Raw genomic sequence first — 22,119 nt, 5'->3', positions numbered from 1 at the left:
TTCCCGCATGGCGTCTGATGCGCAACGCGATTACGTGTCGCTCCACCTGTATATCGACGGCCGGTTCCTGCAGGCCGACGGCCGGCGCACGCAGCCCGTTCTCGATCCGGGAACCGGCGACGTGCTCGGCGACTTGCCGCATGCGACATCGGACGATCTCGACGCGGCGGTGCGCGCCGCGCATCGCGCGTTCGCGACGTGGCGCCGCGAGTCGCCGCTCGCCCGTTCGGACATCCTGCGCCGCGCGGCTGCGCTGGTGCGCGAGCGTGCCGAGACCATCGGCCGTCACATCACGATGGACCAGGGCAAGCCGCTTCGTGAGGCGATCGCCGAGGTCGCGTCGTCCGCCGAGCAGCTCGAATGGCATGCGGAGGAGGGGCGCCGCACCTACGGCCGCGTCATTCCAGCGCGTTCCCCGGACGTTGCGCAGACGGTGCTGCGGGAACCGATCGGCGTGTGCGCGGCGTTCTCGCCGTGGAATTTCCCGTTCAGCCAGGCGATGCACAAGATCGCGGCCGCGCTGGCGTCGGGCTGCACGCTGGTGCTGAAAGGGCCCGAGGAATCGCCGAGCGCGATCGTCGCGCTCGCGCGCATCTTTCACGATGCCGGATTGCCCGCGGGCTGCCTGAACATCGTGTGGGGCGTACCGGGCGACGTGTCCAGGCAGCTGATCGAGTCGCCGCTCGTGCGCAAGATCTCGTTCACGGGTTCGGTGCCGGTCGGCAAGCAACTGGCCGCGCTGGCCGCGTCGCATATGAAGCGCATGACCATGGAGCTGGGCGGGCATGCGCCGGTGCTGGTCTGCGCGGACGCCGAAATCGAACGCGCGGCGACGATGCTGGCCGCGTACAAGTTTCGCAATGCCGGGCAGGTGTGCGTATCGCCGACGCGTTTCTTCGTGCAACGCCCGGTGTTCGACCGGTTCGTCGCCGCGTATCTCGAAGCGGTCGGCAAGATCCGCGTCGGCTACGGGCTGGAAGAGGGGACCACGATGGGGCCGCTCGCGCACGCGCGACGCGTGTCCGAGATCGGCGCGTTCGTCGCCGACGCGAAGGCGAAGGGGGCCGAGATTGCCGCAGGCGGGGCGCGCGTGCCGGCGGCGGGGCCGGGGCACTACTTCGCGCCGACGGTCGTGCTGAGCCCGGCGCGCGAGTCGCGCCTGATGAACGAGGAGCCGTTCGGCCCGATCGTCGGGATCGTGCCGTTCGAAGAACTCGATGATGCGCTGGCCGAGGCCAATCGCTTGCCGTTCGGCCTCGCGTCGTACGCGTTCACCGCTTCGGCGCGCAATGCACACCGGATCGGCCGGGCGCTCGAAGCCGGCATGGTCAACATCAATCACTTCGGGATGGGGCCGGCGGAGATCCCGTTTGGCGGCGTGAAGGACAGCGGCTTCGGCAGTGAGGGCGGAACGGAGACGTTCGACGGCTATCTGCTCACCAAGTTCATCACGCAGATGAACTGACCGTGGGCACGTGGACCGTCGGGCGCGGCGTTGAACGTGACGACGGTCGAATGCTCAGGTGGCGCCGCCGATCTGTGCGGTGGCGTCGATCAGGAGCTTGCCGAGTACGTGTTCGTCGAACAGCGCGAAGTGTTCGGCGCGGAAGATCAGCGACAGGCTGCTGTTGACCTCGCCGCTGCTGGCGGTGCGAATCGGTGCGGCGATGCCGACGAACCCGGCGTCGAGCTCGCCCCGCGAGATCCAGTAGCCCGCGTCGACAATCTGCTGGCAGGCGCGCCAGAACTGTGTCCAGTCGGCCGCGAATTCGCCCAGCTCGGCGTTGTGCCGTTCGTGCAGGCGCTTCAGCCGCGCGCGCGACATCGCAGCCACGATCACTTTCGACGACGCGCCCTGGAACAGCGGCATGATGCGGCCGCGGCCGAAGCCCAGCTGCAGGTTCTCGGCGCCGGTTTCGTGCATCACGTTGATGATCTGCTCGTCGAACAGCGTCGAGACGAGTGCATCGCCGCCGGTGACCTGAACCAGTTTCTGGATGACGGGCTTCGCGGCGGTGAGCGTCGGGTCCGACTGCCGCATGTTGTAGTCGAGATGGATGATGCGCGGGCCCAGCGTATAGCGGCCGTTGGTGCCGACGAGCAGGCCGACGGAAGCCAGTTCCTTCACGTAGCGATAGCACGTGGTGCGCGAAAAGCCCATGTGTTCGGCGATTTCCTCGGCGGTCATCGACGTCGCCGACGAAGAGAAGACGTCGAGGATGGACAGCATTTTGGTGAGGCTCGACATGACGTGATCCGGGATTCAGGCGGCTTGCGGCAATGGAACGGGAAAGACGAATGCGGTTTCGGATTGCCGCACTGCGGCACGGAGTACGAGGGCCGCGGGCGACAGGCCGTAGTCTAACGTAAGTCGTGCGGGCGGCAACCGGAGCCGCATCGATGCATGTGCGGTAAGCGTTCCGGCGCGTCGAGGCGGATCGTTTCTCTATCAATTGCTATGGATTCCTATTTTGCGAAATGAAATCGCATTGAATCGATGTGGCTGCCGAGCCGGTCGGTTCACGCGGGCATCGGCCGCGAAATTTCAATGAGGAGAAGAAGATGAAAGTGTGGTTCCGGATGGTGGCATTGTGCGGCTGCGGTGCCGTTGCCCCGACATTCGCGCAATCGAGCGTGACGCTCTACGGTTCGCTGGACACGGGTGTGACCTATACGAGCGACGTGGCGTCTGCCCCGCATGGCGGGCGCCAGCTCGCGTTGCAGGCCGGCGTGTCGCGCAACGACGTGTGGGGCTTGACGGGCAGGGAGGATCTCGGCGGCGCCGACTATGCGGTGTTCCGGCTCGAAAGCCAGTTCCAGACCTCGGACGGCGCGCTGACCGTGCCGGGCTCCGTGTTCAGTTCGCAAGCGTACGTCGGGCTCGGCGGCGACTGGGGGACCGTGACGCTCGGGCGACAGTTCGATTTCGTCGGCGATCTCCTGCCGGCTTTCGCGATCGGCGCGAACACGCCGGCCGGCCTGCTCGCGTGGGGGTTGCCGACGAATGCGTCGGCAGGCGGTGCGCTCGACAACCGCGTGTGGGGCGTCCAGGTGAACAATGCGGTGAAGTACGTGAGCCCGACATTCGGCGGCGTGGCGTTCGGCGGCATGTGGGGATTCGGCAACGTGCCCGGCACGGTCGCGCGCAGCAGCGTGCAAAGCGCGATGCTGTCCTACACGCAAGGCGCGTTCAGCGCCGCGCTCGCCTATTTCGGCCAGCACGACGTGACGTCCGGCGGCAATCTGCGCAACTTCTCGGGCGGGGCCGGCTACAACTTCGGCCAGTTCCGCGTTTTCGGCATGGTGTCGGACGTGCGGATCAGTGCCGCCGCACCGTTGCGGGCAACAACCTACGACGGCGGCTTGACCTATGCGCTCACGCCGTCGTTGCAACTGGGCGGCGGGTTCCAGTACCAGCAGCGCGGCGGCGATATCGGCTCGGCCAATCAGGTCACGTTGAGCGCCGACTATTCACTGTCGAAACGTACCGGCCTTTATGCCGTATTCGCACGCGGGCACGACAGTGCCTACGGCGCCCAGGTCGAGGCGGCCCTCGGCGGGGCGGCGTCCGGCTCGACGCAGACCGCGGTTCGGCTCGGCGTGCGGCATCAGTTCTGATGGTGCGGGAAAACACGGGCTGCCGCGCATGCCGCACGCGAGCCCGTGTTTTTCCGCCGGGTTCAGAAGCGATGCATCATCCCGACGCGCAACGCCAGTTGATTGCGACCCGACGACTGCCCGGCGGTGCCGAGCACGTGCGCGTAGTCGAAGGCGGTGCCGGTGTTGCCGGCCGCATGCTGGTACGCGGCCTGGATGTAGGTCGAGGTCCGCTTGCTGAGGTCGTAGTCGAGCATCGTCGACACCTGGTGCCAGCTCGGCGATGCATCGCTCGCCGCCGTCGCGACATGCGCGCGCGTATACGTATAGGCGGCGCCGAACCAGAAGTCGGGCCGGAAGTAATACTGGCCGTTGACCTCGAAGTTGTCGAATTTCCACGCGTGCTGCGAGCCCGCCGCAGGCTGGTTCGCGAAGTAGATATTCGATTCGGGGCTGTACACGTCGACGTGCGAATACGCGGCGGACAGCGTCAGCTTGTCGCTGAACTTGTAGGATGCGCCGGCATCGATGTTCTGCTGCGAGCGGCCGCTGAAGACCGTATCGTCGCTCGACAGCGCGCCGCTCGCGGTCGCGCCGCCGTTGTTGGCCTTCAGGTACGCGACGGCGGCGGAGAATGCGCCCATCTGGTACTGCACCGCGGCGCTGTACACGCGGTTCCGCGCAAAGCCGCCCGCCTGGTTCGAGAGGCCGTAGAGCACTTCGCCCTTGAAGCCGGCGACCGTGGGCGACACATACTTGACGCTGTTCTGGATGCGGTAGTCCCAGTCGGCGTTGTCGTTGTCGTACGGGTGCGCGCCGAAGTCGCCGAGCCAGTTTCCGGTGGCCGTGAACGTGCTCCACATGTCGAGCGTGGGATCGTACTGGCGGCCGAACGTGAGTGTGCCGAACCGGTCCGAATCGAGCCCGACGTACGCCTGCCGGCCGAACATCCTGGACGTCACACCGAGCGCACCAGTGCTCGCGTTGAAACCGTTCTCGAGCTGGAACAGAGCTTTCAGGCCGCCGCCGAGATCCTCGGTCCCTTTCAGCCCCCAGTTGCTGCCGACGGTATCGCCGCTGACCATCTGGTACGCCTTGCTGCCACCCGCGTTGCTCGTGAAATTGACGCCTTCGTCGATCAGGCCGTACAGCGTCACGGTGCTTTGCGCATGGGCCGTCAGGCAGAAACCCATGGCGCCGGCGGCCGATACGGCCGCAATCTTCTTCTTCATCGTCGATCTCCAGGTGTCGACGGCCCACGCGGCGCGACACGGTTTCCGACGGCGTGCGTCGGCGCCGGACGCGTGCAGCGGGTCCGTTTGTCGTTAGTAAAACGAAATATTTATTGAAAGGAAAATCGACCCGCCGCGATCGAGCGGACCGAATGCGGCGCCTCACCGGGCGCGCGGTTCCGCGTGGCGGCGTTACAGCATCCGCCGCAGCACGTCGTTTTCCGGGTTGCGGTCGAAGAACCGGTGCTTCAGCGCGCCAAGCACATGCAGCACGATGAGCGCGAGCAGCGTGTAGGCCAGCGTCTTGTGTAGCCACTGGAATGCCTCGAACCAGTGGTCGTTCTTCGGAAGCAGCTCGGGGACGCGGAAAAAGAAGAACGGCACGCCGTCGCTCTGCGTATACGTGCTGGACATCGAATAACCCATCAGCGGCACGATGATCGCCAGCGCGTACAACAGGTAGTGCCCGATCTTGGCGAGCTTCCGGTCCAGCTTCGGTAGGGTGGATGGCAGCGGCGGCAGCGGCTTCATCGAGCGAATCGCCAGTTGCGTGATGACCACCAGCAGCGTGAGCACGCCGAACTCCTTGTGGGTCGGGTAGTACCAGTCGAACTTGGCCGGCAGGTTGTCGTCGAGCCGGACCATCGTCCATCCGGTCCAGAGCTGCGCGCCGATCAGGATCGCCCTGACCCAGTGCAGCAGCCGAAGCGCGAGCGGGTATTTCTCCGCCGTGAATGCAATGGCCTGGTTTTCCATTTGACTTGTCTTCCTTTGAAACGATACTGCGACCGTCGGGATGCCGACCGTCCATTTCGACGTCCCGCGCCGATCTTCGTCGAACCGAGGCCGGATGGCGATGCGCACGGACCTCGACGAAACGCCCGTGCGACGGGCTGTTTCGCGCGATCAGGCGGTCGCCAGTGAATCCACGCAGCACTCCTGCAATGCTTCGCGCAGCGTCACGGCCATGAAGTCGGCTTCGCTTTGCTGCAGCGTGAGCGGCGGTGACATCACGACCTTGTTGGCGATCGCCCGGACCAGCACGCCGCGCTTGCGCGCCGCATCCGCCACGCGCGCCGCGAACCCCTTGCCCGGATCGAGCGGCGTGCGGCTGGCCTTGTCGGTCACGAGATCGAGCGCCAGCATCAGCCCCTTGCCGCGGACATCGCCGACGGTCTCGAAGTCGGCCTTCAGCGGCAGCAATTGCTCGAGCAGGCGCTGGCCCACCCGTGCCGCATTGCCAGGCAGATCCTCGGCCTCGACGATGTCGAGCACGGCGAGCGACGCGGCGCAGGCGAGCGGATGCCCGCTGTACGTATAGCCGTGCATGACCATGTGCGAGAAGCCCGCGCCATGTTCGATCGCGTCGGCGATACGCCCGTTGTACAGCGTCGCGCCGAGAGGCACGTAGCCGGCGGAAATGCCCTTGGCGACGCACAGGATGTCGGCGGCGACGCCCCATCCGCGGCTGCCGAGCAGGCTGCCGGTGCGGCCGAAACCGGTGACCACCTCGTCGGCGATCAGCAGGATGCCGTTCCGGTCGCACACGGCGCGCACGCGGGCCCAGTAATCGGCGGGCGGGACGATCAGGCCGCCGGCGCCCTGCACCGGTTCGGCGACGAACGCGGCGATGGTCTGCGGGCCGTGGTATGCGATCGTTTCCTCGAGCTGCCGGATGCAGTGCTCGACGAGCTGTTGCGGATCGTCGCAGTTCCACGGATTGCGATAGAGCCACGGCGTGTCGAGCAGCACGCAGCCGGGCACCAGCGGGCCGTGATTGTAATGGTAGACGCCGTTGCCGCCGATTGACGTGCCGCCCATGTGCACGCCGTGATAGCCGTTGCGCAGCGACAGGAATTTCGTGCGCGACGGCTCGCCCGCGGCGACCCAGTACTGGCGCGCCATCTTGAGCGCGGTCTCGATCGCGTCGGAGCCGCCGCTGCCGAACATCACCCGTTGCATGTCTTCCTGCGCGAACATCGCGCACAGGCGGTCGGCCAGGTCGTACACGCGCGGATGGGCGACGCCGTCGAAGGTCTGGTAGTAGGACAGCTTGTCCATCTGGCGGGCGATCGCGCTTTTCACTTCCGGCCGGTTGTGGCCGACGTTGACGTTCCACAGGCCGCCGACCCCGTCGAGCATGCGGTGGCCCTCGACGTCGTATACGTAGTTGCCATCGCCGCGCTCGATGATGAGGGTGGGGGTCGTATGCCCGGCGGCCGCCGAGCTCATCGGATGCCAGAATCGTTTTTGACGCTTTTGATAGTCCATGGTGTCTCTCGTCTCTCTTGCGAAGTGCTTGAACAGGGGGCGGCGCGGTGTGCGCCGCAGGGTCACAGGGCTGCGGTGACGATCTTTTCCTCGAGGTACGAATCGAGCGCGGCCTTCGACAGGTCGCGCCCGATCCCGCTTTGCTTGGTGCCGCCCCACGGCAGGCGCGCGTCGATCGGGCTCCATGCATTGATGGCGACGGCGCCGACGTCGAGCCGCTCGGCGATGCGGTGCGCGGTGCCGACGTCCTGCGTCCAGATCGACGCGGAGAGACCGAACGGCGTGTCGTTGGCGATGCGAACGGCGTCGTCCTCGGTCTCGAACGGCATGACCATGCCGACCGGGCCGAACACCTCGTCGCGGGCGATCCGCATGCCCGGGTGGACGCCGCCCAGAATCGTCGGGCGCATGAAGCAGCCGCGCGGCGGCACCTGCTCGTCGCCGGCGAGCAGGACCGCTCCTTCGGCGAGCGCGCCGTCGACGAGCGCGCGGACGCGCGCGAGGTGGCGCGGGTTGATGAGCGCACCCATCTGCACGCCGGGCTCCGATGGCGGGCCGACGCGCATCGCCCGGGCCGCGTCGGCAAGCCGCTCTTCGAGTGCGGGGGCGATCGAGCGGTGCGCGAGCACGCGCGAGCCGGCCGCGCACGTCTGCCCCTGGTTCGCGAACATGCCGGCCATCAGCGAAGGAATCGCACGGTCGAGATCGGCATCCGCGAACACGATCTGCGCGGCCTTTCCGCCGAGTTCGAGCGTGACGCGCTTGAAGGTCTTCGCTGCGACGCCAGCGATCGCGCGGCCGACTTCGGTGCTGCCGGTGAAGCTGATCTTGCTCACGAGCGGGTGGGCGACCAGCGCTGCGCCGACTTCCGCGCCCACGCCGTGGACGATGTTGACGACCCCGGCGGGCAGGCCGGCTTCGCAGACGAGTTCGCCGAGTCGGGCGACGGCCAGCGGCGCGTCCTCCGACGGCTTGATGACCACCGGGCAGCCGGCCGCCAGCGCCGGCGCGAGCTTCCACACGGCAATCATCAGCGGCGCGTTCCACGGAATGATCAGACCGGCGACGCCGACCGGCGCACGCCGCGTGTAGCTGAGCGTCGGGCGGCCCATGAAGCCGTCGGTCGGAATCGTGCGGCCTTCGAGCTTGTCGGCCCAGCCGGCGAAGTAGCGCAGCGTGTCGATGCACATCGGGAGGTCCATCATGCGCATCTCGGCCAGCGGACGTCCCTGTTCGACGGCCAGCAATTCCGTCAGCGCGTCGCCGTTGCGCTTGACCAGGTCCGCCAGCCGAAGCAGCCAGCGGGCTCGGGCCGCGCCGCCCGCGCGGGCCCACGCGTCGTCGTGCAACGCGGCGTGCGCGGCACGCACCGCGCGATCGACGTCTTCGGCGGTCGACGCGGGCACGGCGGCCACGTAGTCACCGGTCGCCGGCGCCAGCTTTTCGAAGGTGCGGCCGGCCGCTGCGTCGCAATGCCTGCCGTCGATCAGATTCTGAATTTTCATCATGGTGTCCGTGTTTCCCAGGGGCGAATCGTCGGGCCGAACCGGTGAGGGCGATGGCAACTGCCCGCGGCCCGGCTTCGACGTCGGATTCACTGTATGTCGATGAAAACGCGAGCCTTGTCCGCTATTGGCAATCGTTGCCGCGCGATCGGGATAGGGAATACCCGTGCCGGCGCGACGCATGGCGCGTCGCGTCGGCAGCGGGAGATGCTCGGGGAGGGCGCAACGAGACGACGGTGCGGCGCGGCACCGTCCGGGCAGCGACTACTGGGCGGCGCGCCCGAGTTCGCGATACAGGTCGGGGTCGCTGCGCTTCAAGCGCAGCGCGGCGCGGATGCCGAGCGCGCCGACAGCGACGAGGAAATACGGAAACATCGCGACGAAGGTCGAATCCGATCCGCTCAGCACAGACAGGTTGCGCACGACCAGCACGAGGCAGGCACTGAGCGCCATCACGCTGACGAGCGGCGCGATCAGGCGGTGCACGAGGCCGGCGTCCCGATGATCGCGCGCGAAGAACGCGATCACCGAGGTCGCCACCAGGATCTGCACCGCGATGATGCCGATCGTGGCCAGCGCACTCATCCACGAGAACACGACCGCGAACGGATCGAGCCGGAACGCGGCCGACCCGACGATGGCCGCGAGCGCGATCAGCGTCTGCACTTTGCCGGCGACGTCCGGGCACCGATGCACGGGGCACGTATGGCCGAGCTTGCGCCACAGCACGCGTTCACGGCCCATCGCGTAGAAATAGCGCGTGATCGTGTTGTGGAACGACAGGATGGCCGCGAAGAGGCTGGTGACCAGCAGGACGTTCATCGCGTCCGTCGCGATGCCGCCGAGCAGACGGCCGCTGACGGCAAACCACAGATTGGCCGGATCGTGGGCCGCCTGCGCGGCGATCTGGCCTTCGCCCCAGGCCTCGACGATCGCCCACGACGACAGCGCGTAGAACGCCATGATGAGGATCACGGCCAGGTAGGTGGCGCGGGGAATCGTGCGCTTCGGGTCGCGCGCCTCCTCGGAGAAGATCGCCGTGGCCTCGAAGCCCATGTACGAGCCGAGCACGAACACGAGCGCGGTGCCGAGCCCGGGCGCGAACACCAGCGCGGGGCTGAACGGTTTCGCGCTGAAGCCGCCGGCGCTCGCGCCGTGCACGACGATCGCGAGATCGAGCAGCATCACGATCGCGATTTCGCCGATCATCAGCATGCCGAGCAGCCGGCCGCTGAACTCGATGCGCCGCGCGCCGCAGAAGTGGACCGCGACGACGCACGCGAGCGCGAACGCCCACCACGGCACGTCGACGCCGTAGTGCCGCTGGATGCTGTCGTTCAGGAAGAAGCCGAACATGCAGTAGATCGCGATCTGCACCGCGTTGTACGCGACGATCGCGACGAACGCACCGCCCACGCCGGCGGGACGTCCGAGCCCGTTCGCGATGTACGCATAGAACGCGCCCGCGTTGGAGATGTGCCGGCTCATCGCGGCGTAGCCGATGCTGAAGATCAGGTACATGACGCCCGCCAGCACGAATACGCCGGGCACGCCGGGGCCGTTGCCGAGCGAGAATGCCGCGGGTGTCGCGCCGACCATCGCGGTGAGCGGCGCCGCCGCGGCGACGACGAAGAAAACGATGTGCGAAAGTCCGACGGCGTTCTTGCTGAGCCCTGCTTCGGACCGGGGTGACGATTCGTTCATCAGAATTTGCTCCGAGAGACCCCGCCATTGATGGCGGGAAGGAAAGGCGTGCTGTTGACAGGCAGCTTCTTTCACGGGTTAGGATCACCGGCATGATTCTTGTCTACCGCTACCGCGTGAAGTCGCTCAACGGACTGCTGAACAAGCAGAGCCGTGCGGTGAACTACGTCTGGAACTTCTGCAACGATACGCAGAAGCACGCGCTGAAGTGGAACAAGAAGTGGCCGACGGGATTCGATCTGAACGTGCTGACGACGGGGAGCAGCAAGGCGCTCGACATCCACTCCGGCACGGTCAACGCGACGTGCGAGCAATACGCGAAGTCGCGCAGTCAGCACCGACGCCCCTACCTGCGCTATCGCGGCAGGAAATCGCTCGGCTGGGTGCCGCTGAAGGGCCGTGACCTGAAGCGCGAGGGTGACGCGTTCCGTTTCGCCGGCAACACCTTCCGCGTGTTTAACAGCCGACCGCTTCCCGAAGGCAAGATCAAGGACGGGACCAACTTTGCGCAGGATGCACGCGGCAACTGGTTTCTCAACATCGTGATCGAGATGCCTGATGTGCAGGCCCGACCGATCCGTTCCGGTGTCGGCATCGATCTCGGCCTGAAAGACTTCGCCACACTTTCGACCGGCGAGAAGCTGCCTAACGATCGGTTCGGCCGACGCGCGGCGGAAAAGCTCGCGAAAGCGCAGCGGGCGCGAAAGCACAAGCGGCATATCGCGAAGTTGCACGCCAAGGTCGCGAGTGCCCGTGCCGATTTCCAGCACAAGCTCGCGCTCGATCTGGTGCGGCGCTTCGATTACATCGCGGTTGGCAACGTGTCGGCCGCAAAACTCGCCAGAACCAGGATGGCGAAAAGCGTCTACGACGCATCCTGGTCGTCCTTCCGAAACACGCTCCGTTACAAGGCGATCGCGCACGGGGCCACGTTCGAGGAAGTCGACGAAAGCGGTTCTACCCAGTCCTGTTCGGCGTGCGGGTCGAAAGACAGCACGACGCGGCCGAAAGGTATCGCGGGACTGAGAATAAGAGAGTGGACCTGCAGTGACTGTGGTGTCGAACATGATCGTGATATCAACGCTGCGCTGAACATTCTCCGATGCGGACGTGCATCGCCAGGTGTGGGAATCCTCCGCCTTTAGGGCGGATGAGGACGTCAAGAGTGGTCCCGCTGGCCGGCTCGTCCGTCAGGAGTCGACACCGGCATGCCTGATCGATATCCCCGTGCCGCGGCCGATCCTGACGAGCCGGCAATGGATGCCGACGGCCGACGGCGACACAGGTGTGCGCTTGGCCGGCCGCTCGATACGGTGTAGCGCGCATGAGCAGGCCGACGACAAAATTTACGGTGCCGAAATCACGCGCGTTATCCGCTATCGGCAATCCGTATGCACCGGGCGGCAGGGGATTACCCGGATGCGACGCCGCCATGCGTCCGGGGGGGGGGGCTCAGCTCAGGCGCGGCGTATGCGACGGCAACTCGTGGAAATGTTGCTGGTAGTACGCAGAAAAGCGTCCGAAGTGGCAAAAGCCGAATTGCGCTGCCGCGTCGCCGATCCGCATCGTGTCGGGCGTCGTCATCAGGAAGCGGCGCACGGCGTTCAGCCGGATCGAGCGCAGGTAGGCGGTCGGCGTGGTGCCGACCACGTTCTGGAAGCTGTATTGCAGCGTGCGGCGGCTGATCCGGAGGTGGTGACAGAGATCGATGACCGTCGGGACGTCGTCGCATTCCAGCGCGATTTCCTGGCTGCGGCGCACGATGTAGCTTTGCGTCGACGCCGACGGCAGCGCGCCGGCATCCGGGTCGTCGGACTGCACGAGATCGAGCAGGATGCCGACGACACTGTGCGCGAGTACGCGTTCGTCGAACGCATCGCGCGCGGTGAGCGAACCGCTGTCGAGCGCCTGGCCAAGCACGCGTTCGAGGCCGTCCAGTGCGTTGCGGTAGCGGGCGGGCGAGATCGGCAGCACCGGCTGCTTCAGGATGCGGGCGGGCAGGTTCGCGAGTTCGTCCAGTTCGCGATCGGCGGTGAGCGTGCGATCGATCGTGAAGGCGAGCACCTCGGTGTCGCACGGCAGGTGGGCGACGAACTCCTCGCCGCCGCGCAGGGTCAGCAGGCTCGGGCGCTCGACGGTGCGCCCCTGGACCACGGGCGCGACCGCACTGGCAATCGGCAGTGCGAAGCAGAGCCGGTCGCGCGGCGCGAGGCCGTGCTGCATCACGCGCTGGTTGATGCGTTCGCGAAACACGTGAAAACGCTGGCCGGCGACCTGGCGCAGCGTGGTCGTCGCGGTGCCCGGACTGATCTGGTCGTAGTGCTGCGACCAGTTCACGATCGCCTGGGAGTGGAGGTACACATCCGAGAAGCACAGTGTTTCAGCGCGCAGGTTCATGGCGTGGCGAATGCATCCCGTCTCAAATTCGATGCCGGCTGAGGCCGGTTCATGCTGCCCGCTGGATGGCTTCCGAAGGCGCCATGCAACGCGGCCAGTGCTGCCGACGATCATATGCAGAAAAAAAACACCGGGTGACGCGTTCGAAAACCCCGTTGGCGCGCGTCGAGCGAGCTCGCCGCGAAAGGCGACGGTGCGTAACCGAACCGAAAGAAATCCGGGGGTGCCGGGCGATATCGACACACGACCGTCGTTGGCGGTATGTTTTTTATAAATCTCATTATAAGGGATTATATTTATTTTTGAGGTGGGGTATACATAGGGTGTCGCGAGATACCTTGCGATGAGGGCATAGTCGTCCGAGCGATCAAGCAATGCCATAATTATCTTACAAATCTGACGAATTTGGATCGACGAAATGGCCTGGACGGCGCCCGACGGCTTCTCTCGTGTTAACTACCAATAAATCCCGAAATACGGGATTTGTATAATTGTCTCGCAACGCCTTGCTTGCTCGTGACGCATGTCCACATACCGGGAGCGGTCCATGTCCGAGTCACCCCCTGCCTTGTTGTATCGTCGGATCGCGCTGCGCGTGATTCCGTTTCTGTTCCTCTGCTACGTCATCAACTTCATCGACCGCGTCAACATCGGGTTCGCCAAGCTGCAGTTCCTGCAGGACCTCGGCTTGAGCGAAGCCGTATTCGGCTCCGCGACGGCCATCTTCTTCATCAGTTACGCCGCATTCGAGGTGCCGAGCAATCTCGTGCTGGCGCGCATCGGCGCGCGCCGCACGCTGATGCGAATCATGGTGCTGTGGGGCCTTTGCACGGTGGCGCAGATGTTCGTGACCGGCAGCATGTCACTGTACGTGGTGCGCTTTCTGCTCGGCGCCGCCGAGGCCGGCTTCTTTCCGGGCCTGATCCTGTACCTGTCGTACTGGTTTCCGGATACGGTGCGCGCCCGGGTCAACAGCGTGCTGCTGCTCGCCGTTCCCGTCGCCGGGATGATCGGCGGACCATTGTCGGGCTGGATCATGGCGCACCTGCAGGACGCGATGGGGTTACGCGGATGGCAGTGGCTGTTTCTGATCGAGGGATTGCCGGCCATCGCGCTCGGGCTGGTCGCGCCGCTGATGCTGAGCGACCGGCCGGAACAGGCGGCATGGCTGTCGCCTGCGGACCGGCAGGCGCTCTTGCGCGATCTGGACGCGGAGCGGGCCTCGGCCGTGGTCGGCCATGGCCGGGTGGGCGTGCTCGACATCGTTCGCAACGGTCGCGTGCTCGGGCTTGCGGCGATCTATTTCTGCGTCTACGTCGGGATGGGTACGGTGACGTTCTGGTCGCCCACGGTGCTGAAATCGGCCGGGGTGGCGAGCGTCACCGGAATCGGTTGGTTGTCCGGACTGATTTCCGTATTCACGATGATCGGCAACGTGGCGATCGCATGGAGTTCCGACCGATACGGCGAGCGCCGGTGGCATACCGTGGTCTGCATGCTCGTCACCGCGTGCAGTCTGCTGCTCCTGCGCTTCTCGGTCGGCCATGTGTGGATCACCGTGACCTTGCTGGCGATCGCGCAGCTGTGCGCGTTCACCGTGCCGATCGTCTTCTGGACGATTCCGGCTGCCCAACTGACGGGCCGGGCGGCAGCGGCGGGCATCGCGGTGATCAGCATGCTGGGTTCGCTCGGCGGCGCGTTCAGTTCGTGGCTGGTCGGCGTCCTGTTCGCGCGTACCGGCGCGCCGTATGCCGGGCTCGCGGTGGTCGCGGGGCTGCTGGTGGTCGGCTCGGTGCTGGTGACGAGCCTGGTTCCGCGCACCCTGCCGCCGCGTCGCACGGCGGGCGAAGGGGCCGCGTTGCAGGGCGCTGAATAGCGCGTTACCGGGACCCGTGCGCGGTCAATCCGGATCGGGATCGGCTTTCAGCCCGCCCTCGATCCAGCGCGCTTCGGACGCGCGAAGATGCGCGCGAATGGCCGTCTGGGCCGCGATCGGGTCGCCGGCCTGCAGCGCGAGGAGCACGTCCTCGTGCTCGCGCACGGCGGCGGTCCAGGTCTGCGGATTTTCCGCGTGGCCGCGCATCGCGGTCGCGATCGGATCGTGGCGACTGTCGAACAGCTCGCCGACGAAGCGCGTGAGCACCGAATTGCCGGCGGCTTCCGCGATCAGCATGTGGAACTGCCGGTCGGCTTCGACGGGGGACTTGCCGGCCTCCGCGAGCCGCTTCATGCGCTGCACCGTGCGGCGCAGGCGGTCGAGCATCGCGGCCGTCATCCGCGCGGCGGCCAGCGCGGCCACGCTGCCTTCGACGGCCGCGCGGGCCTGCATCAATTCCGACGGACTGTCGCCGAGCGTGACCATCGTGCCGACATCGTCGGCCGCCGTGTCGCGCACATAGACACCGGAGCCCATCCGGATCTCGATCTGCCCGCCGATTTCGAGCGCGATCAGCGCCTCGCGCAGCGACGGGCGCGATACGCCGAGCGTTAGCGCCAGCTCGCGCTCGGGCGGCAGGCGCTCGCCGATCGCGAATTCGCCCTGACGAATCAACGCGACGATCTGGGCCGCGACCGATTGGTAAAGCCGCTTGGGTTCTGTCGATTTCATCCGATTGATAGGGATCAATGCGCTTTGGGCGCAAGCGCGTGTCGCGGAGTCTATCACGCCCATCACATCGCCCCTTGCGGCGGCGGGTTCATCCAGATGTTCGGGTTTTCACTATTGGTAAGATCAGATGTGAATAGTTAAATTGGCTTGACCAAAATTGGTTTGATTGCTGTAATTCATCCAAATTGGACTGACCAAGCGAGCCGAGGTCGATCCGCCCCAAAGGAGACGCAATGGCAATGCCTCGCAATCTGCCTGGTGAGACCGTGCAGGACGAAGCGGACCGGGAGATCCTGCGCCTGGAAGGGATTCGCAAGCGTTTCCCGGGCGTCCTCGCGCTCGACGGGATTCGCCTCGACCTGCGCCGCGGCGAGGTGCATGCGGTGTGCGGCGAAAACGGCGCGGGAAAGTCCACGCTGATGAAGATCATCAGCGGCCAGTACCTGCCCGACGAGGGCGCCGTCCACTATCGCGGCGCGCCGGTGCAGTTTCGTTCGGCCTCCGAAGCGCAGGCGGCGGGCATCGCGATCATTCACCAGGAACTCAATCTCGTCCCGCACCTGAGCGTGGCGGAGAACCTGTTCCTCGCGCGCGAGCCGCGGCGCGGGCCGTTCGTCGATACGAAACGCATGAACGCGGATGCGGCACGCTGCATCGCGCGAATCGGCCTGAATGTCGCGCCGACGACGAAGGTCGGCGTGCTGTCCATCGCGCAGCAGCAGATGGTCGAGATCGCGAAGGCGCTGTCGCACGACGCGCGCGTGCTGATCATGGACGAGCCCACGTCGTCGCTGACGGAAGCCGAAACGGTGCAGCTGTTTCGCATCATCGAGGAACTGCGTGCCGACGGGGTGGCGATCCTGTACATCTCGCACCGGCTCGACGAAATGGCGCAGATCGTCGATCGCGTGACGGTGCTGCGCGACGGGCGCCATATCTCGACGGACGATTTCGCCGACGTGAGCATCGACGACATCGTCGCGCGAATGGTCGGGCGGACGCTCGACGACGCGTACCCGTCGCGCCAATCGGTGCCGACGGACGACGTGCTGCTCGACGTGCGGGAGCTGCGCCGCGACGGCGTGTTCGGGCCGGTGTCGTTCGCGCTGCGCCGCGGCGAGATCCTCGGTTTCGCTGGATTGATGGGCGCCGGACGCACCGAGATCGCACGCGCGATCTTCGGTGCGGATCGCCCCGACGGCGGCACGATCGCGCTGCACGGCCGGCCCGTGACGATCCGTTCGCCGCGCGAGGCGATCCGGCACGGCATCGCGTATCTGTCGGAGGATCGCAAGAAGGAGGGGCTCGCGCTGCCGATGCCCGTCGCGGCGAACCTCACGCTCGCGAACGTGCGCGGCATCGCGTCGCGCTTCGGATTCCTGCGCTTCGACGACGAGCTCGACGTGGCGCGCCGCTACGTGCAGGACCTCGCGATCCGCACGCCGTCCGTGCACCAGCGCGTGCGCAACCTGTCCGGCGGCAACCAGCAGAAGGTCGTCATCGGCAAATGGCTCTACCGCGGCTCGAAGATCCTGTTCTTCGACGAGCCGACGCGCGGCATCGACGTCGGCGCGAAATTTGCGATCTACGGGCTGATGGACCGGCTCGCCGCGGACGGCGTCGGCGTGGTGCTGATCAGTTCGGAGCTGCCGGAACTGCTCGGCATGACCGACCGGATCGCCGTTTTTCACGAAGGTCGCTTGACCGCATTTCTCGACACCCAACACACCAGTCAGGAGGAGATCATGCATTACGCGTCGGGGCGTTCCCATGCTTGAAATGACATCCGATCGCAGCCAGGCCGACGAGCGGGCGGCGCGACAGCGCCGGCGCGACCTGATCCAGAAGTTCGCGGCGCTGGGCAGTCTCGTCGTGCTCGTGTTCGCGTTCTCGATATCGAGCGCGGCGTTCTTCTCGGTCGACAACCTGATGACCGTCGGCCTGCAGGTCACGTCGATCGCCTATCTGGGCGTGGCCGCCACCTGCGTGATCATCACGGGCGGCATCGACCTGTCGGTCGGCTCGGTGCTCGCGCTGGCCGGCGTGTGCGCCGCGCTGCTGGTCAAGGCGGGCGTGCCGGTGCCCGCCGCGATGGCGGCCGGCATCCTGGTCGGCGCGCTGTGCGGGCTCGTCAACGGCATCTGCGTGACGCAGATGGGCCTCCCGCCGTTCATCGCGACGCTCGGCATGATGCTCGTCGCGCGCGGCATCGCGCTCCAGATCACGGGTGCCCGGCCGGTATCGGATCTCGGCGACGCGTTCGGCGCACTCGGCAACGGCGCGCTGCTGCGGATCTCGCGCATCGGCGCGGACGGGTTCCCCGACACGACGTTTCCCGGCATTCCGTATCCGGTCGTGATCATGGTCGTGCTGTTCGTCGTGGTGTCCGTGCTGCTGTCGAGAACGTCGCTCGGCCGTCATATCTACGCGGTCGGGTCGAACGCGGAAGCGGCACGGCTGTCGGGCGTGAACGTCCAGGGCGTGAAGCTGTTCACCTACGTGCTGTCCGGCGCGCTCGCGGGCGTGACCGGCTGCGTGCTGATGTCGCGGCTCGTCACCGGGCAGCCGAACGAAGGCGTCATGTACGAACTCGACGCGATCGCCAGCTCGGTCATCGGCGGCACCTCGCTGATGGGCGGCGTTGGCACGATTTCGGGCACGGCGATCGGCGCATTCGTGATCGGCGTGCTGCGCAACGGCCTGAACATGAACGGCGTGTCGAGCTTCATCCAGCAGATCATCATCGGCGTCGTGATCCTGGGCACGGTCTGGATCGACCAGTTGCGCAATCGCCGGCCCTGACCGGCACGAAGCAGTCCCTACCAACGAGAAGCGGAGCGAGACATGAACAAATCCATCCTGCTGGCGGCCTCGGCGTGCCTGTTCGCGGCCTGCAGCAGCGGCGCGTATGCGGCGGGCGGCGAGATCGCCGTGATCGTCAAGACGGTCAATTCGAATTACTGGCAGAACGTGCAGAAAGGCGCGAAGGCGGCGCTCGACGGGGCCAAGGGCTACACGATGACGTTCCAGGGGCCGGCGGCCGAGTCGGACATCAGCGGGCAGGTCAACATGGTCGACAACGCGGTCACGCGTCATGTGGCGGGCATCGTGCTCGCGCCGTCCGATCCCGATGCGCTCGTCCCCGCGATCAAGAAGGCGTGGGAAGCGCACATTCCCGTCGTGCTGATCGACTCGGCCATCTCGGATGCCGGCAAGCCGTATTACCAGTCGTTCCTGTCGACCGACAACGAGAAGGCGGGTGAATTGTGCGCAAAGGCGCTGATCGACCGCGTCGGGCAGTCCGGCAAGATCGCGATCATGTCGTACGTGCCGGGCGCGGGGTCCGAGGTCAGCCGCGTCGGCGGGTTCCGCAAGTACATCGCGAGTCATTCGAAGCTGCAGGTCGTCGGCCCGTACTACTCGCAATCGCAGATGGCGACCGCGCTGAACCAGACGACCGACGTGCTGTCGGCGAACCCGGACCTGAAGGCGATCTTCGGCGCGAACGAGCCGACCGCGGTGGGGATGGGGCGTGCGCTGAAGCAGTCGGGCAAGGCGGGCAAGGTGGTGGCGATCGGCTTCGACGGCAACGAGGACCTGCAGGGTTTCGTGCGCGACGGCACCGTGCAGGCGATCGCCGTGCAGGGTTCGTGGCAGATGGGGAACAAGGGCGTACGTACGGCGCTCGACGTCATCGAGCGCAAGCCCGCGCCGAAGCTGATCGATACCGGCGTCGTGATGGTCGACAAGCAGAACCTCGATTCGGAGGCGGCGAAGAACGTCCTGTACTGAGCGGCCGCGCCTGCCGCCCGCGTGCGGGCGGCGACCGGCGGCCGTGCCTTTTTTCAGCATCCAGCCACGACTCATGAACGCAAACGATACGCGCACATTGCCGCGCAGCGGGCTGACGGTGTCCGCGCTCGGTCTCGGCTGCTCGCAGCTCGGCGGCCTGTATCGCCCGATGGCGGCCGCCGATGCCGCGTCGCTCGTCGACGCCGCGTGGGCCGCCGGCCTGCGCTATTTCGACACCGCGCCCTATTACGGCTACACGTTGTCCGAGCGCCGCGTGGGGGCGGGGCTCGCCTCGCGCGAGCGCCGCGCCTTCACGCTCAGCACGAAGGTCGGGCGGCTGATGCGCGCAGACGCGAGCGTGCGTCCGGGCGATGACGGCTGGGCCGAGCCGCTGCCGTTCCGGCCGTTCTACGACTACAGCTACGACGGCATCATGCGTTCGCACGACGACAGCCGGCAACGGCTCGGGCTCGCGCGGATCGACATGCTGTACGTGCACGACATCGGCGCGATGACGCATGGCGATCGACACGCCCATTACTGGGAGCAGTTGACCCGCGGCGGCGGGTTTCGCGCGCTGGAGGCGCTGCGCGCGGGCGGTGAGATCGGCGCGTTCGGTCTCGGTGTGAACGAATGGGAGGTCGCCGCCGATGCGCTGAACGAAGCGGCGCTCGATGCGGTGCTGCTGGCCGGCCGCTATACGCTGCTCGAACAGGCGGCGCTCGAACCGCTGCTCGACGCGTGTACTCGTGAAGGGACCGCTGTCGTGATCGGCGGCGTGTTCAACTCCGGCCTGCTCGCCGGCAACGGCAAGTTCAACTATGCGGACGCAAGCGCGGAGGTGATCGACAAGGCGGCACGGCTCGGCGCGCTGTGCAACTGCTTCGACGTGCCGCTTCCGGCCGCTGCGCTGCAGTTCCCGTTCGGCCATCCGGCCGTCGTGTCGTGCGTGATCGGCGCGCGCAGCGTGGCCCAGTTGCAGCAGAACATCGCATGGTTCGAGCGTCCCGCGCCGGCCGGGCTATGGGATGCGCTGCGCGACGGAGGTCTGATCGACGCACACGCGCCCGTTCCGGGAGCACGCGCATGACGCCACGCATCGACGCCCATCAGCACTACTGGCGAATCGCCGCGCGAACCGGCTGCTGGCCGCCGGCCGAACTCGACGCGATTCACCGGGATTTCGGCCCCGCCGATCTGGCGCCGCTGCTCGACGCCGCGCGCATCGATACCACCGTAGTCGTGCAATCGCTGCCGAGCGAAGCCGACACGCGCTTTCTGCTCGAGCTGGCGGCCGACACGCCGACAGTCGGCGCCGTGGTCGGCTGGGTCGACCTGAAGTCCGACGACGCGCCGGCGCGAATCGCGGCGTTTGCATCCGCGCCGAAGGCGCGCGGTTTGCGACCGATGCTGCAGGACCTGCCCGACGACGCGTGGATCGACGACGCGCGGCTGGATCGCGCGGTCGCTGCGATGCTCGAGCACGGGCTGCGTTTCGATGCACTCGTGATGCCGCGCCATCTCGATGCGCTGCTTGCGTTCGCGCGACGCCATCCGGATCTGCCGATCGTGATCGACCACGGTGCGAAGCCGTTCATCGAGCGCGGCGAATTGCAGCCGTGGCTGTCGTCGATGAGCCGGCTCGCGAACCTGCCGAACCTTCATTGCAAGCTGTCCGGCCTCTGGACGGAGGCTGGGCCGTCGGCGGGTCCGGATACGGTGCGAGCGCGCACGCGGCCGTATGTCCACGCGCTGGCCGAGCTGTTCGGGCCGGCGCGCCTGATGTGGGGCAGCGACTGGCCGGTGCTGCGGCTGGCGTCGGCATGCGGCGGCTACGGCGAATGGCTGGCCGCGTGCGAGGACGATTGCGCGCAGTTGCTCGGCTCCGCGGCGCTGGCCGACCTTTTCGGCGGCAACGCGCGCCGCTTCTACCGGATCGACACCGCACGCCACGGCGAATGAACCAGAACGAAAGGAACCCGACATGCTCAGCGTGATTTGCGAATCTCCCGGCGTGCTGCGCGTGCAGCATCGCGACCCGCCCGTGCGCGGCAGCGGCGAAGTGCTGTTGCGCGTGCAACGCGTCGGCATCTGCGGCACCGATCTGCACATCTTTACCGGCAACCAGCCGTACCTCGAATATCCGCGCGTGATGGGCCACGAGCTTTCCGCGGTCGTCGTCGAGGCGGAACCTGGGTCGGGGCTCGGCGCCGGCGACGCGGTGTACGTGATGCCGTACCTGTCGTGCGGACACTGCGTCGCATGCCGTCACGGCAACACGAACTGCTGCGTGAACATCAAGGTGCTCGGCGTGCATCGCGACGGCGCGCTGGCCGAATACCTCAGCGTGCCCGCGCAGTTCGTGCACAAGGCCGACGGCATTTCGCTCGACCAGGCCGCGATGCTGGAATTTCTCGCGATCGGCGCGCATGCGGTGCGGCGCGCCGACATCCGCGCCGGGCAGCGGGCGCTGGTCGTCGGCGCCGGGCCGATCGGCATGGCCGCGATGATCTTCGCGAAGCTGCGCGGCGCCGACGTCACGTGCCTCGACACGCGCGCGGATCGCCTGGCGTTCTGCCGGCAGCATCTGGCGGTCGATGCGACGGTGGAGGTGGGCGTGGACGACGCGGCGCGTCTCGCGGCGTTGACGAACGGCGAGTACTTCGACGCGGTGTTCGACGCGACGGGCAACCTCGATGCGATGAATCGCGGCTTCGAGTTCGTCGCGCACGGCGGCAAGTACACGTTGATCTCGATCGTGCGCGGGCACGTCGCGTTTTCGGATCCTGAATTCCACAAGCGGGAAACCACGCTGCTCGCGAGCCGCAATGCCACGGCCGAGGATTTCGCGACGGTGCTCGACGCGATGCGCGCGGGGCGCATTCCGGACCGCGCGCTGAACACGCACCGGATGCGGCTCGAGGAGGTGCCGGACGCGCTGCCGCGTCTGCTGGAAGCGGGGCAGACCGTCGTGAAGGCGCTCGTCGAATGCTGAGCGATCGAATCCCGCACG

The 22,119-nt window shown here is 66.6% G+C and carries 18 protein-coding genes; 10 read left to right on the top strand and 8 right to left on the bottom strand.

All coding sequences use genetic code 11. From position 1 onward, the window contains the following. Positions 1-7: 7 nt before the first annotated feature. Entirely contained in the window at positions 8-1,465 is a 1,458-nt protein-coding gene (locus AC5LXX_RS34815; RefSeq protein ID WP_493413723.1) for an NAD-dependent succinate-semialdehyde dehydrogenase, read from the top strand. Between the two features lie 54 nt (positions 1,466-1,519). Here AC5LXX_RS34815 and AC5LXX_RS34810 read toward each other — a convergent pair whose 3' ends face one another. Further along, positions 1,520-2,248, bottom strand: coding sequence for an IclR family transcriptional regulator (locus AC5LXX_RS34810; RefSeq protein WP_493413722.1), 729 nt, complete (start codon positions 2,246-2,248; stop codon positions 1,520-1,522). Between the two features lie 314 nt (positions 2,249-2,562). Here AC5LXX_RS34810 and AC5LXX_RS34805 point away from each other — a divergent pair, with 314 nt between their 5' ends. Then, the gene (locus tag AC5LXX_RS34805; protein WP_493413721.1) at positions 2,563-3,618 is read left to right on the top strand and encodes a porin; all 1,056 of its coding nucleotides are present in this window, start codon (positions 2,563-2,565) and stop codon (positions 3,616-3,618) included. A 62-nt stretch (positions 3,619-3,680) separates the two neighbouring features. Here the strand turns inward: AC5LXX_RS34805 and AC5LXX_RS34800 are convergent, their stop codons facing one another. The 5 genes from AC5LXX_RS34800 to AC5LXX_RS34780 form a co-directional block, all read right to left on the bottom strand. Then, a complete protein-coding gene (locus tag AC5LXX_RS34800) occupies positions 3,681-4,829 on the bottom strand; it encodes a porin (RefSeq protein WP_493413720.1) in 1,149 nt (382 codons plus the stop codon). 192 nt (positions 4,830-5,021) lie between these two features. After that, positions 5,022-5,585 carry a cytochrome b gene (locus tag AC5LXX_RS34795; RefSeq protein WP_493413719.1) on the bottom strand — a complete coding sequence of 188 codons (564 nt, stop codon included), beginning with the start codon at positions 5,583-5,585 and terminating at the stop codon, positions 5,022-5,024. Positions 5,586-5,735: 150 nt separating this feature from the next. Continuing rightward, entirely contained in the window at positions 5,736-7,100 is a 1,365-nt protein-coding gene (locus tag AC5LXX_RS34790) for an aspartate aminotransferase family protein (protein ID WP_493413718.1), read from the bottom strand. Between the two features lie 62 nt (positions 7,101-7,162). Further along, the gene (locus tag AC5LXX_RS34785) at positions 7,163-8,608 is read right to left on the bottom strand and encodes an aldehyde dehydrogenase family protein (RefSeq protein WP_493413717.1); all 1,446 of its coding nucleotides are present in this window, start codon (positions 8,606-8,608) and stop codon (positions 7,163-7,165) included. A gap of 261 nt (positions 8,609-8,869) precedes the next feature. Continuing rightward, the gene (locus tag AC5LXX_RS34780) at positions 8,870-10,309 is read right to left on the bottom strand and encodes an APC family permease (protein WP_493413716.1); all 1,440 of its coding nucleotides are present in this window, start codon (positions 10,307-10,309) and stop codon (positions 8,870-8,872) included. 92 nt (positions 10,310-10,401) lie between these two features. Between AC5LXX_RS34780 and AC5LXX_RS34775 the strand changes: the two genes are divergently transcribed. Further along, positions 10,402-11,454 carry an RNA-guided endonuclease InsQ/TnpB family protein gene (locus tag AC5LXX_RS34775; protein ID WP_493414342.1) on the top strand — a complete coding sequence of 351 codons (1,053 nt, stop codon included), beginning with the start codon at positions 10,402-10,404 and terminating at the stop codon, positions 11,452-11,454. A 307-nt stretch (positions 11,455-11,761) separates the two neighbouring features. On the opposite strand, the gene AC5LXX_RS34770 is transcribed toward AC5LXX_RS34775, so the two are convergent. Further along, the gene (locus tag AC5LXX_RS34770; RefSeq protein ID WP_493413715.1) at positions 11,762-13,087 is read right to left on the bottom strand and encodes a helix-turn-helix domain-containing protein; all 1,326 of its coding nucleotides are present in this window, start codon (positions 13,085-13,087) and stop codon (positions 11,762-11,764) included. Positions 13,088-13,229: 142 nt separating this feature from the next. Here AC5LXX_RS34770 and AC5LXX_RS34765 point away from each other — a divergent pair, with 142 nt between their 5' ends. Beyond that, on the top strand, positions 13,230-14,582 hold the full coding sequence (locus tag AC5LXX_RS34765) for an MFS transporter (RefSeq protein ID WP_493413714.1): 1,353 nt from the start codon (positions 13,230-13,232) through the stop codon (positions 14,580-14,582). A 24-nt stretch (positions 14,583-14,606) separates the two neighbouring features. Here AC5LXX_RS34765 and AC5LXX_RS34760 read toward each other — a convergent pair whose 3' ends face one another. Further along, positions 14,607-15,314 (bottom strand): FadR/GntR family transcriptional regulator, encoded by a 708-nt coding sequence (locus AC5LXX_RS34760; RefSeq protein ID WP_124455636.1) that lies wholly within the window; start codon positions 15,312-15,314, stop codon positions 14,607-14,609. Positions 15,315-15,547: 233 nt separating this feature from the next. On the opposite strand from AC5LXX_RS34760, the gene AC5LXX_RS34755 reads away from it, so the two are divergent. From AC5LXX_RS34755 to AC5LXX_RS34730, 6 genes are all read left to right on the top strand, one after another. Further along, complete coding sequence (locus tag AC5LXX_RS34755) at positions 15,548-17,092, top strand: sugar ABC transporter ATP-binding protein (protein WP_493413713.1); 1,545 nt, start codon at positions 15,548-15,550, stop codon at positions 17,090-17,092. Then, positions 17,085-18,116, top strand: coding sequence for an ABC transporter permease (locus AC5LXX_RS34750; protein WP_011549867.1), 1,032 nt, complete (start codon positions 17,085-17,087; stop codon positions 18,114-18,116). The genes AC5LXX_RS34755 and AC5LXX_RS34750 overlap by 8 nt, the downstream gene beginning before the upstream one ends. Positions 18,117-18,158: 42 nt before the next feature. Beyond that, positions 18,159-19,106 (top strand): ABC transporter substrate-binding protein, encoded by a 948-nt coding sequence (locus AC5LXX_RS34745; protein WP_493413712.1) that lies wholly within the window; start codon positions 18,159-18,161, stop codon positions 19,104-19,106. A 73-nt stretch (positions 19,107-19,179) separates the two neighbouring features. After that, on the top strand, positions 19,180-20,196 hold the full coding sequence (locus AC5LXX_RS34740; protein ID WP_493413711.1) for an aldo/keto reductase: 1,017 nt from the start codon (positions 19,180-19,182) through the stop codon (positions 20,194-20,196). Continuing rightward, positions 20,193-21,068, top strand: coding sequence for an amidohydrolase family protein (locus AC5LXX_RS34735; RefSeq protein ID WP_493413710.1), 876 nt, complete (start codon positions 20,193-20,195; stop codon positions 21,066-21,068). Before AC5LXX_RS34740 ends, AC5LXX_RS34735 begins: the two co-directional genes overlap by 4 nt. 22 nt (positions 21,069-21,090) lie before the next feature. Beyond that, positions 21,091-22,101, top strand: a complete 1,011-nt coding sequence (locus tag AC5LXX_RS34730; RefSeq protein ID WP_493413709.1) for a zinc-binding alcohol dehydrogenase family protein — start codon at positions 21,091-21,093, stop codon at positions 22,099-22,101. The last annotated feature ends 18 nt before the right edge of the window (positions 22,102-22,119 follow it).

It is taken from the genome of Burkholderia torrens (genome assembly GCF_984668525.1).
Note: the sequence above shows the minus strand (reverse complement) of the source record. Positions and strands in the feature narration are given on the sequence as shown.